Origin of the sequence: Delftia sp. SD018, assembly GCF_017355445.1 — a bacterium.
GTDB classification, from domain to species: Bacteria; Pseudomonadota; Gammaproteobacteria; order Burkholderiales; family Burkholderiaceae_C; genus Comamonas; species Comamonas acidovorans.
In genome coordinates, this window is the sequence record NZ_JADDRN010000023.1 from 23,503 (window position 1) to 37,761 (window position 14,259).

At 65.1% G+C, this 14,259-nt stretch carries 16 protein-coding genes; 6 read left to right on the top strand and 10 right to left on the bottom strand.

Translation table 11 applies throughout. The annotated features are described in order from the left end of the window. Window positions 1-5: 5 nt before the first annotated feature. The gene (locus tag INR38_RS20955) at window positions 6-1,355 is read left to right on the top strand and encodes an MFS transporter (RefSeq protein WP_207442959.1); all 1,350 of its coding nucleotides are present in this window, start codon (window positions 6-8) and stop codon (window positions 1,353-1,355) included. Continuing rightward, window positions 1,352-1,990, top strand: a complete 639-nt coding sequence (locus INR38_RS20960; RefSeq protein WP_013801864.1) for a LysE family translocator — start codon at window positions 1,352-1,354, stop codon at window positions 1,988-1,990. Before INR38_RS20955 ends, INR38_RS20960 begins: the two co-directional genes overlap by 4 nt. 116 nt (window positions 1,991-2,106) lie before the next feature. Here INR38_RS20960 and INR38_RS20965 read toward each other — a convergent pair whose 3' ends face one another. Together INR38_RS20965 and INR38_RS20970 are read right to left on the bottom strand one after the other, a co-directional pair. Continuing rightward, on the bottom strand, window positions 2,107-2,412 hold the full coding sequence (locus INR38_RS20965; protein WP_207442958.1) for an antibiotic biosynthesis monooxygenase: 306 nt from the start codon (window positions 2,410-2,412) through the stop codon (window positions 2,107-2,109). 166 nt (window positions 2,413-2,578) lie between these two features. Next, the gene (locus tag INR38_RS20970) at window positions 2,579-3,574 is read right to left on the bottom strand and encodes an NAD(P)H-quinone oxidoreductase (RefSeq protein WP_207442957.1); all 996 of its coding nucleotides are present in this window, start codon (window positions 3,572-3,574) and stop codon (window positions 2,579-2,581) included. Between the two features lie 140 nt (window positions 3,575-3,714). On the opposite strand from INR38_RS20970, the gene INR38_RS20975 reads away from it, so the two are divergent. Continuing rightward, window positions 3,715-4,611: a LysR family transcriptional regulator gene (locus INR38_RS20975; protein ID WP_013801859.1), complete on the top strand. Its 897-nt coding sequence runs from the start codon at window positions 3,715-3,717 to the stop codon at window positions 4,609-4,611. Here INR38_RS20975 and INR38_RS20980 read toward each other — a convergent pair. The 6 genes from INR38_RS20980 to INR38_RS21005 are packed head-to-tail and all read right to left on the bottom strand — an operon-like array spanning window position 4,583 to window position 10,111. Next, complete coding sequence (locus tag INR38_RS20980) at window positions 4,583-6,544, bottom strand: response regulator (protein ID WP_207442956.1); 1,962 nt, start codon at window positions 6,542-6,544, stop codon at window positions 4,583-4,585. The two genes, INR38_RS20975 and INR38_RS20980, sit on opposite strands and share 29 nt — an antisense overlap. A gap of 45 nt (window positions 6,545-6,589) precedes the next feature. After that, window positions 6,590-7,450 carry an ATP-binding protein gene (locus INR38_RS20985; RefSeq protein WP_012206210.1) on the bottom strand — a complete coding sequence of 287 codons (861 nt, stop codon included), beginning with the start codon at window positions 7,448-7,450 and terminating at the stop codon, window positions 6,590-6,592. Then, on the bottom strand, window positions 7,447-8,445 hold the full coding sequence (locus INR38_RS20990) for an ATP-binding protein (protein ID WP_347566765.1): 999 nt from the start codon (window positions 8,443-8,445) through the stop codon (window positions 7,447-7,449). Before INR38_RS20990 ends, INR38_RS20985 begins: the two co-directional genes overlap by 4 nt. Window positions 8,446-8,492: 47 nt before the next feature. Beyond that, on the bottom strand, window positions 8,493-8,897 hold the full coding sequence (locus INR38_RS20995) for an anti-sigma regulatory factor (RefSeq protein WP_012206212.1): 405 nt from the start codon (window positions 8,895-8,897) through the stop codon (window positions 8,493-8,495). Next, window positions 8,887-9,261, bottom strand: a complete 375-nt coding sequence (locus INR38_RS21000; protein ID WP_012206213.1) for an STAS domain-containing protein — start codon at window positions 9,259-9,261, stop codon at window positions 8,887-8,889. The genes INR38_RS20995 and INR38_RS21000 overlap by 11 nt, the downstream gene beginning before the upstream one ends. A 7-nt stretch (window positions 9,262-9,268) precedes the next feature. Continuing rightward, window positions 9,269-10,111, bottom strand: coding sequence for an STAS domain-containing protein (locus INR38_RS21005; RefSeq protein ID WP_099752385.1), 843 nt, complete (start codon window positions 10,109-10,111; stop codon window positions 9,269-9,271). A gap of 435 nt (window positions 10,112-10,546) precedes the next feature. On the opposite strand from INR38_RS21005, the gene INR38_RS21010 reads away from it, so the two are divergent. Next, the gene (locus INR38_RS21010; RefSeq protein ID WP_043821199.1) at window positions 10,547-11,248 is read left to right on the top strand and encodes a pentapeptide repeat-containing protein; all 702 of its coding nucleotides are present in this window, start codon (window positions 10,547-10,549) and stop codon (window positions 11,246-11,248) included. 35 nt (window positions 11,249-11,283) lie between these two features. Here INR38_RS21010 and INR38_RS21015 read toward each other — a convergent pair whose 3' ends face one another. Beyond that, complete coding sequence (locus tag INR38_RS21015; RefSeq protein WP_207442954.1) at window positions 11,284-11,784, bottom strand: hypothetical protein; 501 nt, start codon at window positions 11,782-11,784, stop codon at window positions 11,284-11,286. A gap of 103 nt (window positions 11,785-11,887) precedes the next feature. Further along, window positions 11,888-12,151, bottom strand: coding sequence for a VF530 family protein (locus INR38_RS21020; RefSeq protein WP_097202027.1), 264 nt, complete (start codon window positions 12,149-12,151; stop codon window positions 11,888-11,890). A gap of 206 nt (window positions 12,152-12,357) precedes the next feature. On the opposite strand from INR38_RS21020, the gene INR38_RS21025 reads away from it, so the two are divergent. Together INR38_RS21025 and INR38_RS21030 are read left to right on the top strand one after the other, a co-directional pair. After that, window positions 12,358-13,914: a methyl-accepting chemotaxis protein gene (locus INR38_RS21025; RefSeq protein ID WP_207442953.1), complete on the top strand. Its 1,557-nt coding sequence runs from the start codon at window positions 12,358-12,360 to the stop codon at window positions 13,912-13,914. Window positions 13,915-13,940: 26 nt separating this feature from the next. Next, window positions 13,941-14,246, top strand: a complete 306-nt coding sequence (locus INR38_RS21030) for an NIPSNAP family protein (protein WP_012206218.1) — start codon at window positions 13,941-13,943, stop codon at window positions 14,244-14,246. Window positions 14,247-14,259 lie beyond the last annotated feature (13 nt).

Consider the following 14,259-nt stretch of genomic DNA (forward strand, 5'->3'; position numbering starts at 1 on the left):
CGCCCATGACCTCCTCTTCTCCTGCACCCAGCGCCGATCCGGGCCCCCTGCCCTTGCCCTCCCCGCCCCGCCACCGATGGAAGGTGCTGGCGGCAGGCGTCATCGCCAATGCCGCGTTTTCCGTGGCTTTCAGCGGGATTCCCATGACAGCCATCCTCATGCGTTCGGGCTACCAGCTGGACACCCGGACGCTGGGCCTGGCGCTGGGGCTGATGGGCCTGGGCATTGCGCTCAGTGAATTGCCCTGGGGATTGCTGACGGACCGCTGGGGTGACCGGCCGGTGCTGCTGCTCGGCCTGAGCGGCACGGCCGTGGCCCTGGCGGCCATGGCGCTATGGGCTTCGCCATCGCCGGCCCATGTCCCGCCGTTTGGCTTGCTGGCTGGCGGCCTGGTGCTGGTGGGGCTGCTGGGCGGCAGCGTGAACGGTGCCAGCGGCCGGGCAGTCATGGGCTGGTTTGCCGAAGGCGAGCGCGGCCTGGCCATGAGCATCCGCCAGACCGCCGTGCCGCTGGGCGGCGCCATCGGCGCGCCCTTGCTGACCGGCCTGGCCACGCATGCAGGCTTTGCCGCCGTCTATGGCGTGCTGGCTGCGCTGTGCCTTGGGGCTGCCGCATTCGCCGCGCTGTGGATTCAGGAGCCGCCGCAGTCACCGCTTCGAAGCAAGGCCGCCGCGCCGCACCACGCCGGAGCCACCACGCCCGGACCATTGCGCGATCTGCAGGCCTGGCGCATGGCCGCCGGCATCGGCATCCTGTGCGCCCCGCAGTTCGCCGTGCTGTCCTTCGGTACGGTGTTCCTGCATGACCATGCCCAGTTGGGGCTGGGCGCGGCGGCGGCCCTCATGTCGGTCGTGCAACTGGCTTCCATGGCCTTGCGGATCTGGAGCGGCCGCTGGACCGACAGGCACCGGAACAGGCCCGCCTTTCTGCGCGCCTGCTGCCAGCTCACCCTGGCGCTGTTCGTGGGCCTTGCGGTCCTGAGCTGGGCCGGCCACCCGGCCGGGTCTGCTGCGATGGGCGGGGCTCTCATGGTGATGCTGGGCATCTGCGGCATCTGCGTGTCCGCCTGGCATGGCGTGGCCTACACGCAGCTGGCCGGGCTGGCCGGTGCGGCCCGCGCGGGCACGGCGCTGGGCATGGCCAATACCTCCGTGTTCGCGGTCTGTTTTCTGGTGCCCCTGGCCATACCGCATCTGCTGTCGGCCCAGGGCTGGGGGCTGGTCTGGGCCTGTGCGGCGGCCTGCGCGGGCTGGGCCATGCAGCTGTTTGCACGGGCCGGTGCCATTGCCGCGAAGACCCCCCAATTGCACGAGAATGTTGGCTGTCTTCCCCCACCGACCTCCCCCCGATCATGACCATCGCCCACTGGCTTGTTTTCTGCGGCGTCTCGCTGCTGATGTGCTTCACCCCCGGCCCCGCCGTGTTGCTGGCCATCTCCAACTCGGTGGACGTGGGCGCAAGGCGAACGGCACTGAGCTCGCTGGGCAGCTCGGTCGGCATCTTTGTGGTGTCCGGGCTGGCGATGATCGGCATGGGGACCATCCTCGCCATGTCGGCCCATGCATTTCTGGCCATGAAGGTGGCGGGCGCCATGTACCTGATCTGGCTGGGCGTCAAGCGCTGGCGCAGCAAGGACGGCTTGCTGGGCAGCGATGCGGGCCTGGCCCCCACCCAGCGGCGCGAGCGCAAGAACTGGCAACTGGTGGCCCAGGGCATGGGCGTGTCGCTGACCAATCCCAAGGCCATCCTGTTCTTCTCGGCGCTGTTTCCCCAGTTTGTCGTCCCGGGCGAGCCGCTGCTCACGCAGTACCTGGTGCTGACCACCACCTTCGCGGTCTGCGCCCTGATCTCGCACGCCTGCTACGTGCTGCTCATCTCCCTGATCAAGGGCCACCTGGTGGCACACGCCAAGCTGTTCAACCGCATCGTGGGCGGCACCTTCATCGCGCTGGGTGTGGGACTGCTCAGGACACGGCACAAGCTGGGCTGAGTGCGTGCGCAGCCCTTGCTCGCACGGGCCAGGTGCGCTGCGCAAGCCAATGCAAGCCCGCCCCCAGCGCCGGCCACGCCCGCGACACCCACGAAGGGCGGCCGCAGATGCCAGGGTCAGGTCGCCTGCGCATCCCTCACCACGAAATGCTCCACATGCGGTGCCTGCGCAAAGTATGGGCCGATGATGGCGCGCCACTGCGCGAAGGCGGGTGACTCGCGAAAGCCCACGGTGTGGTCTTCCAGGGTCTCCCAGTTCACCTGCAGCACGTAGCGGCCGGGCGTTTCCATGCAGGCAAGAATGCTGTGCCCACGGTATCCACCGGCCTTGGACAGCACGTCGGCCACGGCCTGGGTCAGGGCCTGGCCGAATTCCTCGTGCCTGGCGGGATCGACCCTCAGTTCGGCAATTTCAACAATCACGGATATCTCCTGGAGAGGCGGCTCGATGTCGGCGCGGGAGGGCGGCCGGGGTCATCGCTCCTGGTTGAGAGACTGGATGCGCGCAGGGCTGCGCGCATCCGGAGACTTGGAATATTGCAGAACTTGAGGATTCCTGCCCAGGGGGTGCGCGCCCCGGGCAAGCGCCTTACTGCCCGGCCTGCTCAGGGATCAGCAGCAGCTTGCCCACGCTCTGGCCCGATTCCATGCGCCGGTGCGCCTGCGCGGCCTCGGCCAGCGGGTAGGTGTTGTCGATCACCGGGCGGATGGTGCCGGCCGCCAGCGCGGGCAGCCAGCGCTGGGCGAAGCGCTGGACCATGGCCTGCTTGACTTCGGGCGGGCGCGACTTCATCACCGTCCCGAAGATCCGCAGGTGCTTGTACAGCAGCACATCCATGGGCACGGCCGCCGCCAGCGCGCCGCCCAGCAGGCCCACGCAGACCATGCGCCCGCCCATGCCCAGCGAGCGCATATTGCGCTCCAGGTAGGGGGCGCCAATGAAATCGACCACCACGTCCACCCCCTTGTCGCCCGTCCTGTCGGCCACCACGGCCTGGAAGTCTTCGCTGCGGTAGTCGATGAACACGTCGGCGCCAAGGCCCGTGACGGCGTCCCGCTTGTCGCCGCTGGCCGTGGCAAACACGCGCGCGCCGGCCGCATGCGCCAGTTGCACGGCCGCCGAGCCCACGCCGCTGCCCGCCGCGTGGATCAGCACCGATTCGCCGGGCTGCAGGCTGGCCAGGTGGAATAGCGCCTCATGCGCGGTGACGAAGACTTCGGCCACCGCGCCGGCGTCGGTCAGCGACAGGCTCTCGGGCACATGCATGGCCATGCGGTAGTCGATGCGCGACAGCTCGGCATAAGCGCCGCCGCCCACGATGCCCATGACGCGGTCGCCCACGGCAAAGCCCTGCACCTGCGCGCCCACCTCCACCACGGTGCCGGCGATCTCCAGGCCCATGAGGTCGGATTCGCCAAAGTGGGCGCGGCCATAGGCGCCCTTGCGGTGGGATACATCGGCACGGTTCACGCCAATCGCGGCGTTGCGCACCAGAAGGTCATGGGGCCGGACTTCGGGCCGGGCCACGTCGCGGGCCACGAGCACTTCGGGGCCGCCGAAGTCGTCGAAAACAATGGCTTGCATGCTTGTGCTGTCTTTCATTGCGCAATGAGTATTCAAAAAAGGGTTGAAGGTCCGATACCCAAAGCTTACGACTGCTCCAAGCCGCTCAAACGCAGCGATTTCGCTCTACAGTGCTGCAAATCTGCATCACCAAAACCGCCATGAACTGGGATGACACCCGCATCTTCCTCGCGCTGACGCGCACGCCCTCCCTGCGCGCCGCCGCGCGCAGCCTGGGCGTGGACCAGGCCACCGTGGGCCGGCGCCTGAACGCGCTGGAGGCCGAGCTGGGCAGCAAGCTGTTTTTGCGCGCCAGGGATGGCTACCTGCTCACCGCCGCTGGCGAGGCCGCGCTGGGCGCCGCGCGGCGCATGGAAGGCGCGGCGCTGGACCTGCGCACGCGCATCGAGGGGCTGGACGACAGCCCAGCCGGCCTGGTGCGCGTGACCAGCACCGACTCGATCGCCACCGAATTCCTGCTGCCCGCCATAGAACGCCTGCAGCAGCGCTGGCCCGGCATCCGCGTGGATCTGGAGGTGTCCACGCACATGCTGAACCTGGGCCGCCGACAGGCCGATATCGCGTTTCGCAACGTTCGCCCCGAGGCACCCGAGCTGGTGGTGCGCCGCGTGGTCGCCTGGCCCGTGGGACTGTTTGCGAGCGCAGCCTATGTGGCGCGCTTTGGCCAGCCGTCGGCAGAGGACGAGTTGCGCGGCCACCACCTCGTGGTCTATGGCCCGTTTCTGGAACAGCGGCCCGTTCCCACCATGGTCGATGTGCCCGCGCGCCAGGCCCGGATTGCCATGGCCGCCAACTCCAGCCTGCTGGTGCGCAAGGCCGTGGCGGCCGGCATCGGCCTGGGCGAAATGCCCGTGAGCATGGGCGAGCGCGAAGGCCTGCTGCGCATCTGGCCCCAGCGCCAGCGCTCGGACGACTACGAGGTCTGGCAGGTCATGCACCCCGACCTGCAGCGCACGACCCGGGTGCGCGTCACGGCCGAGTTCCTGGCCCAGGCGCTGGGCCAGACGATCAGCCCTGCTCCAGCAGCACCCGGATGAGGAGGTGCGGCTGCAGCGGCTTTTCCAGATAGTGGTCAAAGCCTGCCTGCAGCGCCTGGGTGCGGTCCTGCTCCCGGGCAAAGGCGCTGAGCGCCACGATCTTCACCTGTCTTGTTCCGCCAAAGTGCGCGGCCTCCGCTTCGCGCAGGGCCTTGACCAGCTGGAACCCGTCCTTTCCCGGCAGCCCTATGTCGCTGACGATGAGGCTGGGCCACTGCGCCTGGACCAGGGACATGGCCTGGTCGAAGTTCTCGGCACTCCTGACGGTGGCGCCCTGGTCGGTCAGCACCACTTTCAGCATTTCGCTGGTGTCCGCATTGTCTTCAACGATGACGATGTCCTTGCCTTTCAGGGATTCGCCATTTTCAAGATGCACATTCATCGGGTCGGCCTGGGAGGCGCTTGCCTCGTGCAGCGGAATCTCCACCCGCATGGTGACGCCACGGCCCACGCCTTCGCTGTGGGCGCGCACGGTGCCCCCATGCAGCTCCACCAGGTGCTTGACGATGGACAGCCCCAATCCCAGGCCGGAATGGCCACGGGTGGCGGGGGCGGAGGCCTGCGAGAAGCGCTCGAAGACATGGGGAAGGAATTCAGGCGCGATGCCCACGCCCTCGTCCGCCACGCTCATCACCAGGCTTTCGTCACTGATTTCAAGGCCCACCTTCACCGCGCTGCGCGCATTGGAGAACTTGATGGCGTTGGAGACCAGGTTCCACAGGATTTGCTGGAATCGCGTGACATCGATCCACGCCATGATTTCATCGGACGGCGCCTCGAACTGCAGGGTGATGTTCTTGTCGGCGGCGTTGTCGCGCAACGGCTCCAGGCTTTGCACGGCCAATGAGCAGACATTGACCTCCTCGCGGTGCAGATTGAGTTTTCCCGTCGTCAGGCGCGAGATATCCAGAATGTCCGCAATGATGCGGCTTTGTGCCTTCACGCCTTTCTCGATGGCATCTATGCCCTTCTTGAGCATGGCCTCGCTGAGGTTGGCGCGCTTGAGCAAATGCGTGCCCCCGTTGAGCAGGGACAGCGGGGTGCGCAGTTCATGCGAGAGCACGGCGACAAAATCATCCTTGGTGCGGCTGATGCGCTCTGCGGCCACGCGCGCCGCCTGCTCCTGCTCCAGCATCTGCTGGCGCTGCCTCTCGAACTCCAGGGACTCCGTCAGGTCCTGGGCCACGGCCAGGCGGATGCCGGGCTCGATGGGATCGGAGAACTTCCAGGAGATCAGGCGCTCCTGCCCGTCTGCCGGGAGGATGGGGAATTCGCCGCGCCAGGACTTTTCGGGGTCTTCGGCCAATTGCTGCGCAGCTTTTTCCCGAACGGCCTGCGGAACAAAGCCGGTCAGCGGCTTGCCCGCCAGGTCGTCAATGCCGCGCTGCAGCAGTGCCTGCGCCTGGGAGTTGGCATCGCTGATCAGGCCGCCGGCGCTGACCAGCATCATGGCCGCCGGCGCCTGGTCATAGATGGCGCGAAAGCGTGACTCGCTGCGGCGCAGCCCGTCTTCCGCCAGGCGTGCGCGGATCAGGGCATGCAGCGTGGCAATCAGCAGCTGCGGCTCCACGGGGTGCACCATGTAGGCATCGGCCCCGGCATTGAGGCCCGCCACCTGGTGGTTGCTTTTCACATACTCGGCCGACAGGTGCACCACGGGAATCAGGCTGGTGTGCCGCGCACCGCGGATAGTGCGACATACGTCGAAGCCCGAGATATCGGGCAAGTGCACATCCAGCACCACGGCTGCCACGCCGGTCTCCGACAGGGCAATGGCCTTTTCCCCGGTTTCCGCCTCGACCGTCTGGAATCCCGCCGCCCTGATGACCCGTGCCGTGGAGTAGCGCGTGGCAGGGTTGTCGTCAACGACAAGAATGGTGTGCAGGCTTCGGTCGAATGAGGGAAGAATCATTCCAGTCGTGTTCTTGGGCATGATGTTCCTGTTGTTTTTGATGGGATAAAGACCGGCTTGGCCGTATCAGGCCTTCAGATCCTTGGTATCGACCGGAAGATGCGCGGGAACGATCACGGAGAAGGTCGAGCCTTCGCCCAGGGCGCTTTGCACTTCCACCCAGCCCCCCAGAAGCTGCGCCAGCTGCTTGGACAGGGCCAGGCCCAGGCCCGTGCCCCGCAGACGCTTCTGGATGGGTGAATCGACCTGGGTGAAGTCATTGAAAATCGCGTCGTGGAATTCCGAGGCGATGCCTATGCCGGTATCCGCCACCGAGAATTTCACCAGCATGTCCCCCACCAGTTCTGCCGACACCTTGATCTCACCCTGCGGCGTGAATTTCAGCGCATTGGAGATGAAGTTTCTGAGGATCTGCGAGAGCTTGCGGTTGTCGGTGTAGAAGCGCGGCAGATCACCGGGCTCTTCGAACACCAGGCTCAACTCCACGTTGTCCGCCATGGCCTTGAACATGCCGCGCAAGGCAGCAAACAAATCCATCATCTCGAACCAGCCCGGCGAGATTTCCAGGCGGCCCGCCTCGATCTTGGCCAGGTCGAGCAGGTCGTTGACCATCTCGGAAAACTCGGCGGCGGTTTCCTGGATGAAGCCGACCTGCCGGGTCTGCTCGGTGGTAAGCGGTCCATCCACATGGTCCAGCAGCAGGCGCGCATTGCTGCGGATGGCGCCTATGGGCGTGCGGAACTCATGGCTCATGTAGGAGAGGAAATGGCTCTTGAGCTCGGTGGCCTTGCGCAGCTTCTCGGCCTGCACATCCAGCTCGCCGTAGAGCGCGACCACGCCGCGATTGGTCTCGTCCAGCTCCTCGCGCAAGGACCTGATCTCGGCGCGGCACAGTTCCAGTTCGGCTTTGAGATCGTCTTCGTTCATTGCTCTTCCTCGGCCTTGAGGACGACCACGGTGGCGTCATCCCTGCTGCGGGTGTTGTGCCAGAGAAGGCAGGCGGCCAGCAGGCCGGGGTCCCTGCCCAGCAGGCCCGCATAGTCCTCATGCTTCCAGCGGGCAGACACGCCGTCGGAGTGCAGCACCAGAACGCCATGGTCAAGGCTGGAGCAGTCGGCCACCCTGGGCCGCGAGATCTGTACACCTGCCGTGCCGTGCTGGCTGCTCAGGGAAAGGCTGGCCACGCCATTGAAAAGCCTGCCACTGATGTTTCCCGCACCGCAGCTGTGTACGGCCTGTGCGCCGAAGCGCACCGCCAACAGGGCCGCCCCGCGCGTGCCGCGCAGCGCTGCATGGGCCTGGGCCACGAACTCGTCCAGCGGCATGGCGGCATCGGCACCGCCGTTCCGGTTCTCGTTCCCGTTCCCATTCCAGTTCTGCGACGCAAAGACATCGACCGCCGCACGGGCCGCCTCGCCCGCCAGCGGTCCATGGCCCAGGCCGTCGACCACCAGCACCTCGGCCAGCCCCACGCCTGACCTGACCGCCCAGGCGTCGCCGCTGATGGTCTCGGGCGCAACGGCCAGACAAACGGCGCCCATGCGCAGCGACAGTGCCGACGGCGCCCTGCGGCCTTCGCGCAGCCGCGCCAGACTCACCGTGCCGGTGGCTTCGGAGACGACAAAGAAGTCGTCGGCCACCCTGGAGATGGCCCCCAGGCCCGTGCCCGGCGAGCCCGAGCCGGTGCTCACCCCGTCCTGCATGGCGGTGGCGATGTCCTCGATGCCCGGGCCGCGATCGACACAGATGATTTCGATGTCATGCAGGGGCGGCCGCGCGGCTATCCAGATTTCAGCATCCCGCGCATGCCGCACCAGGTTGGTGGCCAGCTCGGTCGCCACCAGCCCCGAACGGCCCATGTCCTCGTCGCCCCAGCCCATGTCGGAGGCCAGTGCAACCACATGGCGCCTGACCTCACCCACACGGCTCGCATCGCCTATTGGAAATGAACGATGGGTCCAGCCCCGGATTACTTCCACTTGGTGATACTCACTCGTGTGCCCTGGCCCAGCTCGGTTTCTATCTTGAAATCATTCACCAGCCGCTTGCTTCCCGGCAGGCCCAGGCCCATTCCCATGCCGGTGGTGAAACCATCGGTCATGGCCATTTTCAGATCCTTGATTCCAGGCCCTGTGTCTTCAAAAATCAATTGCAAGGCCTGTTTTCCATTGACTTCGATGATGGCCCAGTTCATGTGGCCACCTTTTCCATGAATCAGCGTATTGCGGGACAGCTCGCTTGCAGCGGTAATCATCTTTGTCTGATCGACCAGCGAGAACTTCAGCATCTGGCAAAGCGAGCGCACCGTCTGGCGCGTGGCAACAATCTGCTGCTCGTTTTGTAACGGCATTTGGCCGCTGCGATCATGTTCCAAGGGTGGCTCCCGACTGCTGGGCCCGCAAAAGGGCCATTCCCCTCTCGACGGTCATCGCCGTCCTGACCCCGCCAAGGGACAGGCCCAACTCCACCAGGGTGATTGCAACGGCAGGCTGCATGCCCACCACGACGGTGGCGGCAGACAGGATGCGGGCAATGCCCGAGATGGTCACCAGCATGCGCCCGACGAAGGAGTCCACCACCTCCAGCGCCGAGATATCGATCATGACGCCGCTGGCGCCCGTGCTCGCGATGCGCTCGGCCAGGTCGTCCTGGAGCGCCAGCGCCGTCTGGTCCTGCATGTCGATCTGGATGGAAACCAGCAGCACATCGCCCATGCGCAGGATTGGAATGCGGTCCATGGATGGCTCACTCCTGTGTCTGGCGGGTGATGCGCCAGCCGGTCTTGCCCATGGCCAGCTTGAGCGCCTCGGCCAGCGTGGCCTTGGTGGTGATGTCGCGCATGTCGATGCCCAGGTGCACGATGGTCTGGGCAATCTGGGGCCGGATGCCGCTGATGATGCAGTCCGCGCCCATCAGGCGAATGGCCGTCACGGTGCGCAGCAGGTGCTGGGCCACCAGCGTGTCCACCGTGGGCACGCCGGTGATGTCGATGATGGCCAGCTCCGACTCGGTCGACACCAGGCTTTGCAGCAAGGACTCCATCACCACCTGGGTGCGGTTGCTGTCCAGCGTGCCGATCAGCGGAATGGCCAGCACCCCCTCCCACAGCTTGACGACGGGGGTGGACAGCTCCAGCAATTCTTCCTGCTGGCGGATGATGATCTCCTCGCGTGCCTGCTGGAAGCTGCTGACCGTGTGCTGGGCCATGTTGTCCACCAGCACGGTGGCCCTCCAGATTTCCTGGATGGCCGCAGCAGGATCGCCCGACAGCCCGCGCTGGATGTGTGCGAACAGCGGCTTTTTCAGCGACAGAATGAACTGGCTGGTTTCACCGGCACGCTGGCCCTGGGCGGCGCGGGTGCGGGACAGCTCGGCCAGCAGGCGCCGCGCGGGATTCCAGCCCTCGTCCGAAAACCTTTGCGGATCGGCGCCGGAGGCGAAGGCGCCCACAATGGCGTTGATAATCCCGCGCGCATCTTTTTCAGCATTCTTCCCGAGCGTGGAATCACCCGCGCTGGCCTGGGCCATCCAATCATGGATCAAGGCATCAATATCATTTTGGAGTGTTTGCTGGATAATTCCGGTCATAGATATTTGCTGGATTTCAAATAAATTATTCGTTGAGGCTGCCAGAGAACTGCATTGGTGAAAATACAGCTGGCGTGCCAACCATGTTTTCTGCAGATTATTTACTGGCACCCTCGCCACGAGAGACACATTTTGTAATATCAAATAGCATCTTCCTGTAGGGGTTTTTCGACAGATGCATGTCCACCAAGCCGCGACCTGGTCAGCAAGCCCCCGGTACGCAGCCACGGGGGACGCGGGCACGCCGGCTCCCCCCTTCCTGGAGGGCGGAGCCGGCACCGGAAGCAGCCCGCAACCCGTTTGCTCACAGGTTTTCTCATCCGTCAAACTGCGCAATGCATGCCCTTGGAAAATCCCAAGGACATTTCATACCTGGGCGCGGCAAGGCCATACACTGCCCAGCCTTTCTGAAATACGCCATGCCTGATATTGACCATGCAAACAACGCCTTCCACAAAAACCATCGTCAATCAGATTTTTGATGAGGACCGTTTGTCGGAGCTATTGAAACAAGAAGCCTCTCATGGCCTGGGTTTCGAGCAATGCGAATTCGATGGATTGAATCTCTATCAACTCGATTTGCAGGGCGCGCAATTTGTGGAGTGCAGTTTTGCCGACACCTGCTTTGAAAGCTGCCAACTGGCCGGCACCCGCTGGCTGCATTGCAAGGCGGGCCGCGCCGATTTTCGGCTGGCCAACCTGACGGATGCCCTGTTTTGCCAGAGCGACCTGAACAACACCAACTGGGAATTGGCCAAGCTGGCCTCAGCGCGCTTTCTTGAAGTCAAGCTGACCGGCGCCAGGTTTGGCGGTGCGCAAACCCTGGGCATTGATTTTCATGAGTCCCTGCTGATTGGTGCCGATCTGCGCGGCATGTCCTTCCGCAAGAAAACGCTGGAAGGCCTGAACTTCAGCGATGCAGATCTGGCCGGCTGCGACTTCCGCGATGCCGTTTTCCACAAGGCAAGCCTGCGCGATGCCCATCTCAAGAATGCCCGGTTCGATGGCGCGGACCTGCGCTCGGCGGACTTGCGCGGCTTGACGATTGCCTCGCTCAGCCAGCATTTCAAGGGCAGCCTGATCTCGCATGAGCAGGCTGCCGAGCTGGTGGGCGGGCTGGGCGTGCGCGTGATGTGAAGTCGCGGCGGGCGTGCCGCCACCGCCATCCGCACTCAGTAAACGATGTCGTGCTCGTACAGCAGCCTGGAGATGTCCTTGGGCACAAAGCCTGTCAGCAGCGAGTTCTCGTCCAGCAGATTGATGAACTCCCCCGCCGTGCAGGACTTGGAGTGGTCAATGATGAAGTCCAGGAACTCCTCGCTGACGCGGTCACCGTCCTGCTCGAAGGACCAGCTGTGTTCCTGGCCGCCCGATTGGAAGCGCAGCGTGACGGTGTCGCCCTCCATGCCGGATTCGATGCCCTCATAGCCGATGGCGCCACCGCAAGCCTTGGCGAAGCGCTTGAGCAGGGCCACGTAGTCTTCGTCGGCCCCGTTGTCTTCGCCAATGCCGCCATCGAACAATTTGACCTGTGCAGCCTTGGTGTGCTGGCGCAGTGCCGCCATCAAGGCGTACTCGTCCTCGATGGAGGCGATGTCGAAGTCCGCAGGCACGATGCCGTGCGTCCTCATGGCGGAGGCAATCACGGCGACAGGGTTCTGGCTCTGGGTCATGGTGGTGTCTGAAAGGGTTGCGGGATCGGAGACGGTGCCGATGATAGGCACAGCCTGTGCCTGCGCACTGGACATCTTGTCCGGTGGCATCCGGCTTGCGCCTTCAGTCTGTGGAAGCGGGCCTGCGCCTGTCCTTGCGCAGCATGTCCAGATAGAGCGCTTCCACCTTCTCGCGCGCCCAGGGCGTCTTGCGCAGGAATTTGAGGCTGGAGCTGACGCTGGGGTCCAGCGTGAAGCAGCGCACCGGAACCTGCCGTGCCAGGTCGGGCCAGCCATAGCGGGCCTCCAGGGCACGGACGATGGCTTCGAGCGTGACGCCGTGCAGCGGATTGCGGGGCTGGGCGGCGGGGGGCGGAGTTTCTTGCATGGGGTGATTCTCCCTTGTGATGGACCGCAAGCCTGGCAGTGCGGTGCACGCGCTGGTGCCGAGGTTGGCAGCGGCAGGACAGATTCCGCAGGAACGGGGCCGCGCCGGCACTGTGCGAGCGCGGAAAAATTTGTAAACACATGAAACCAAAGAAGAAGTTTCTGTAGCATTCACGGCGTCCCTGCCTCTTCTTCGAACCCGCTTCCATGCCTGCCCTGTCCCTTCGCCAGAAACTGCTGGCTCCGCTGGTTTTCTGCCTGCTGGCGCTGCTTGCGCTGACCCTGTTCAACGCCTACCAGGCACGCAGCAAGGCCTATGAGGCCCGGCAGCAGGCACTGCGGGACTTTGTCGATTCGGCAGACAGCCTGATTGCCGCCATTGCGGCAGAGGCCAAGGCCGGCAAGCTGCCTGAAGAAGACGCCAAGGCCACGGCCATTGCCCGCGTGGGGCAGCTGCGCTATGCCGGTGGTGCGGGCTACATCACCAGCATCACGACGGATTCCGTGGTGCTGAACAACCCCGCAAGCCCGGGCATCAACGGCAAGAACATGGCCGGCTTCCAGGACGCCAAGGGCAGCTACCTCTACCGCAGCATTGCCGCCGTGGGCGCTTCTGCCCAGGGCAACGGCTACCTCACCTACTGGTGGCCCCGTCCCGGCGCGAAGGAGCCCAGCGAGAAGCTGGCCTATGCCAAGCGATCCACCTCCTGGAACTGGGACCTGATCGCGGGTGACTATGTGGACGACATCCAGCAGGCCTTCATCGCCACCATCATCAAGTCGGTGGCGGCGCTGGCGGTGCTGGGCGCACTGCTGTCGTTGATCGCCTGGATGACCACGCGCAGCGTGCTCCATGCCATCGGCGGCGAGCCGGCCGTGGCGGCAGCGATCGCCAACCGCATCGCCGCCGGGGATCTGTCGCAAACCGGGCTGGAGGGGGCATCGCACGCACCGGAAGGCAGCGTGATCGCGGCGGTGCAGCGCATGAGCGAGCAGCTGCGCCAACTGGTGACGCGCATCCATGACACGGCGGGCATCATCCACCGCTCGGCCGGCGAGATTGCCACGGGCAGCCTGGACCTGTCGCAGCGCACGGAGCAGCAGGCCAGCTCACTGGAGGAAACGGCGGCGTCCATGGAGCAGTTGACCGCCACCGTGCACCAGAACGCGGAAAACGCGCAGCAGGCAAGCCAGATCGCCTCGGGCGCCTGCGCGGTGGCCGAGCGCGGCGGCACCGTGGTGGACCAGGTGGTGAGCACGATGGGCGAGATCAATACCTCATCGCGCCGCGTGGTGGACATCATCGGCGTGATCGACGGCATCGCCTTCCAGACCAACATCCTCGCGCTGAACGCGGCCGTGGAGGCTGCCCGTGCTGGCGACCAGGGGCGCGGCTTCGCGGTCGTGGCGGGCGAGGTGCGCACCCTGGCGCAGCGCAGCGCATCGGCCGCGCGCGAGATCAAGACGCTGATCCAGGCCTCGGTGGAGCGTGTGGATGCCGGCGCCACCCTGGTGGACCAGGCGGGGCAGACCATGCGCGAAGTGGTCACCACGGTGCGCAACATCACAGGCATCGTGACCGAGATCGCCTCGGCCAGCCGCGAGCAAAGCACCGGCATCGAGCAGGTGGGCCATGCCGTGACCGACATGGACCGCGTGACCCAGCAGAACGCCGCACTGGTGGAACAGTCCTCGGCCGCCACGCAGGTGCTGCAGCAGGAGTCGGAGAAGCTCTCCCGCCTGACGGCATCGTTCAAACTCTAGGCTTCGCTTCCCTTCTCTTTTCAGACATGATCACCTGCTACCTGCGCTACATCATCGACCCGTTCAAGGCCAAGGAATTCGAGGAGTACGGCAAGACCTGGATTCCGCTGGTCGAGAAATTCGGCGGCAAGCACCACGGCTACTTCCTGCCGTCCGAAGGCGCCAACAATGTGGCGCTTGCCATGTTCAGCTTCCCCAGCATGGCGCTGTACGAGGAGTACCGCATCAAGTCCATGCAGGACCCCGAGTGCCAGGCCGCCTTCCGCTACGCGGAGGACACGCGCTGCATCCTGAGCTACGAGCGCAGCTTCATGCGCCCGGTGTTCGGCTGAACCTCCCCCCGCG

What these genes read in the sequence shown, in the direction of transcription:
- INR38_RS20955 (WP_207442959.1), top strand. Translation starts at nt 6, where the DNA reads ATGACCTCCTCTTCTCCTGCACCCAGCGCCGATCCGGGCCCCCTGCCC.
- INR38_RS20960 (WP_013801864.1), top strand. Translation starts at nt 1,352, where the DNA reads ATGACCATCGCCCACTGGCTTGTTTTCTGCGGCGTCTCGCTGCTGATG.
- INR38_RS20970 (WP_207442957.1), bottom strand. Translation starts at nt 3,574, where the DNA reads ATGCAAGCCATTGTTTTCGACGACTTCGGCGGCCCCGAAGTGCTCGTG.
- INR38_RS20975 (WP_013801859.1), top strand. Translation starts at nt 3,715, where the DNA reads ATGAACTGGGATGACACCCGCATCTTCCTCGCGCTGACGCGCACGCCC.
- INR38_RS20980 (WP_207442956.1), bottom strand. Translation starts at nt 6,544, where the DNA reads ATGCCCAAGAACACGACTGGAATGATTCTTCCCTCATTCGACCGAAGC.
- INR38_RS20985 (WP_012206210.1), bottom strand. Translation starts at nt 7,450, where the DNA reads ATGAACGAAGACGATCTCAAAGCCGAACTGGAACTGTGCCGCGCCGAG.
- INR38_RS21000 (WP_012206213.1), bottom strand. Translation starts at nt 9,261, where the DNA reads ATGGACCGCATTCCAATCCTGCGCATGGGCGATGTGCTGCTGGTTTCC.
- INR38_RS21005 (WP_099752385.1), bottom strand. Translation starts at nt 10,111, where the DNA reads ATGACCGGAATTATCCAGCAAACACTCCAAAATGATATTGATGCCTTG.
- INR38_RS21010 (WP_043821199.1), top strand. Translation starts at nt 10,547, where the DNA reads ATGCAAACAACGCCTTCCACAAAAACCATCGTCAATCAGATTTTTGAT.
- INR38_RS21015 (WP_207442954.1), bottom strand. Translation starts at nt 11,784, where the DNA reads ATGACCCAGAGCCAGAACCCTGTCGCCGTGATTGCCTCCGCCATGAGG.
- INR38_RS21020 (WP_097202027.1), bottom strand. Translation starts at nt 12,151, where the DNA reads ATGCAAGAAACTCCGCCCCCCGCCGCCCAGCCCCGCAATCCGCTGCAC.
- INR38_RS21025 (WP_207442953.1), top strand. Translation starts at nt 12,358, where the DNA reads ATGCCTGCCCTGTCCCTTCGCCAGAAACTGCTGGCTCCGCTGGTTTTC.
- INR38_RS21030 (WP_012206218.1), top strand. Translation starts at nt 13,941, where the DNA reads ATGATCACCTGCTACCTGCGCTACATCATCGACCCGTTCAAGGCCAAG.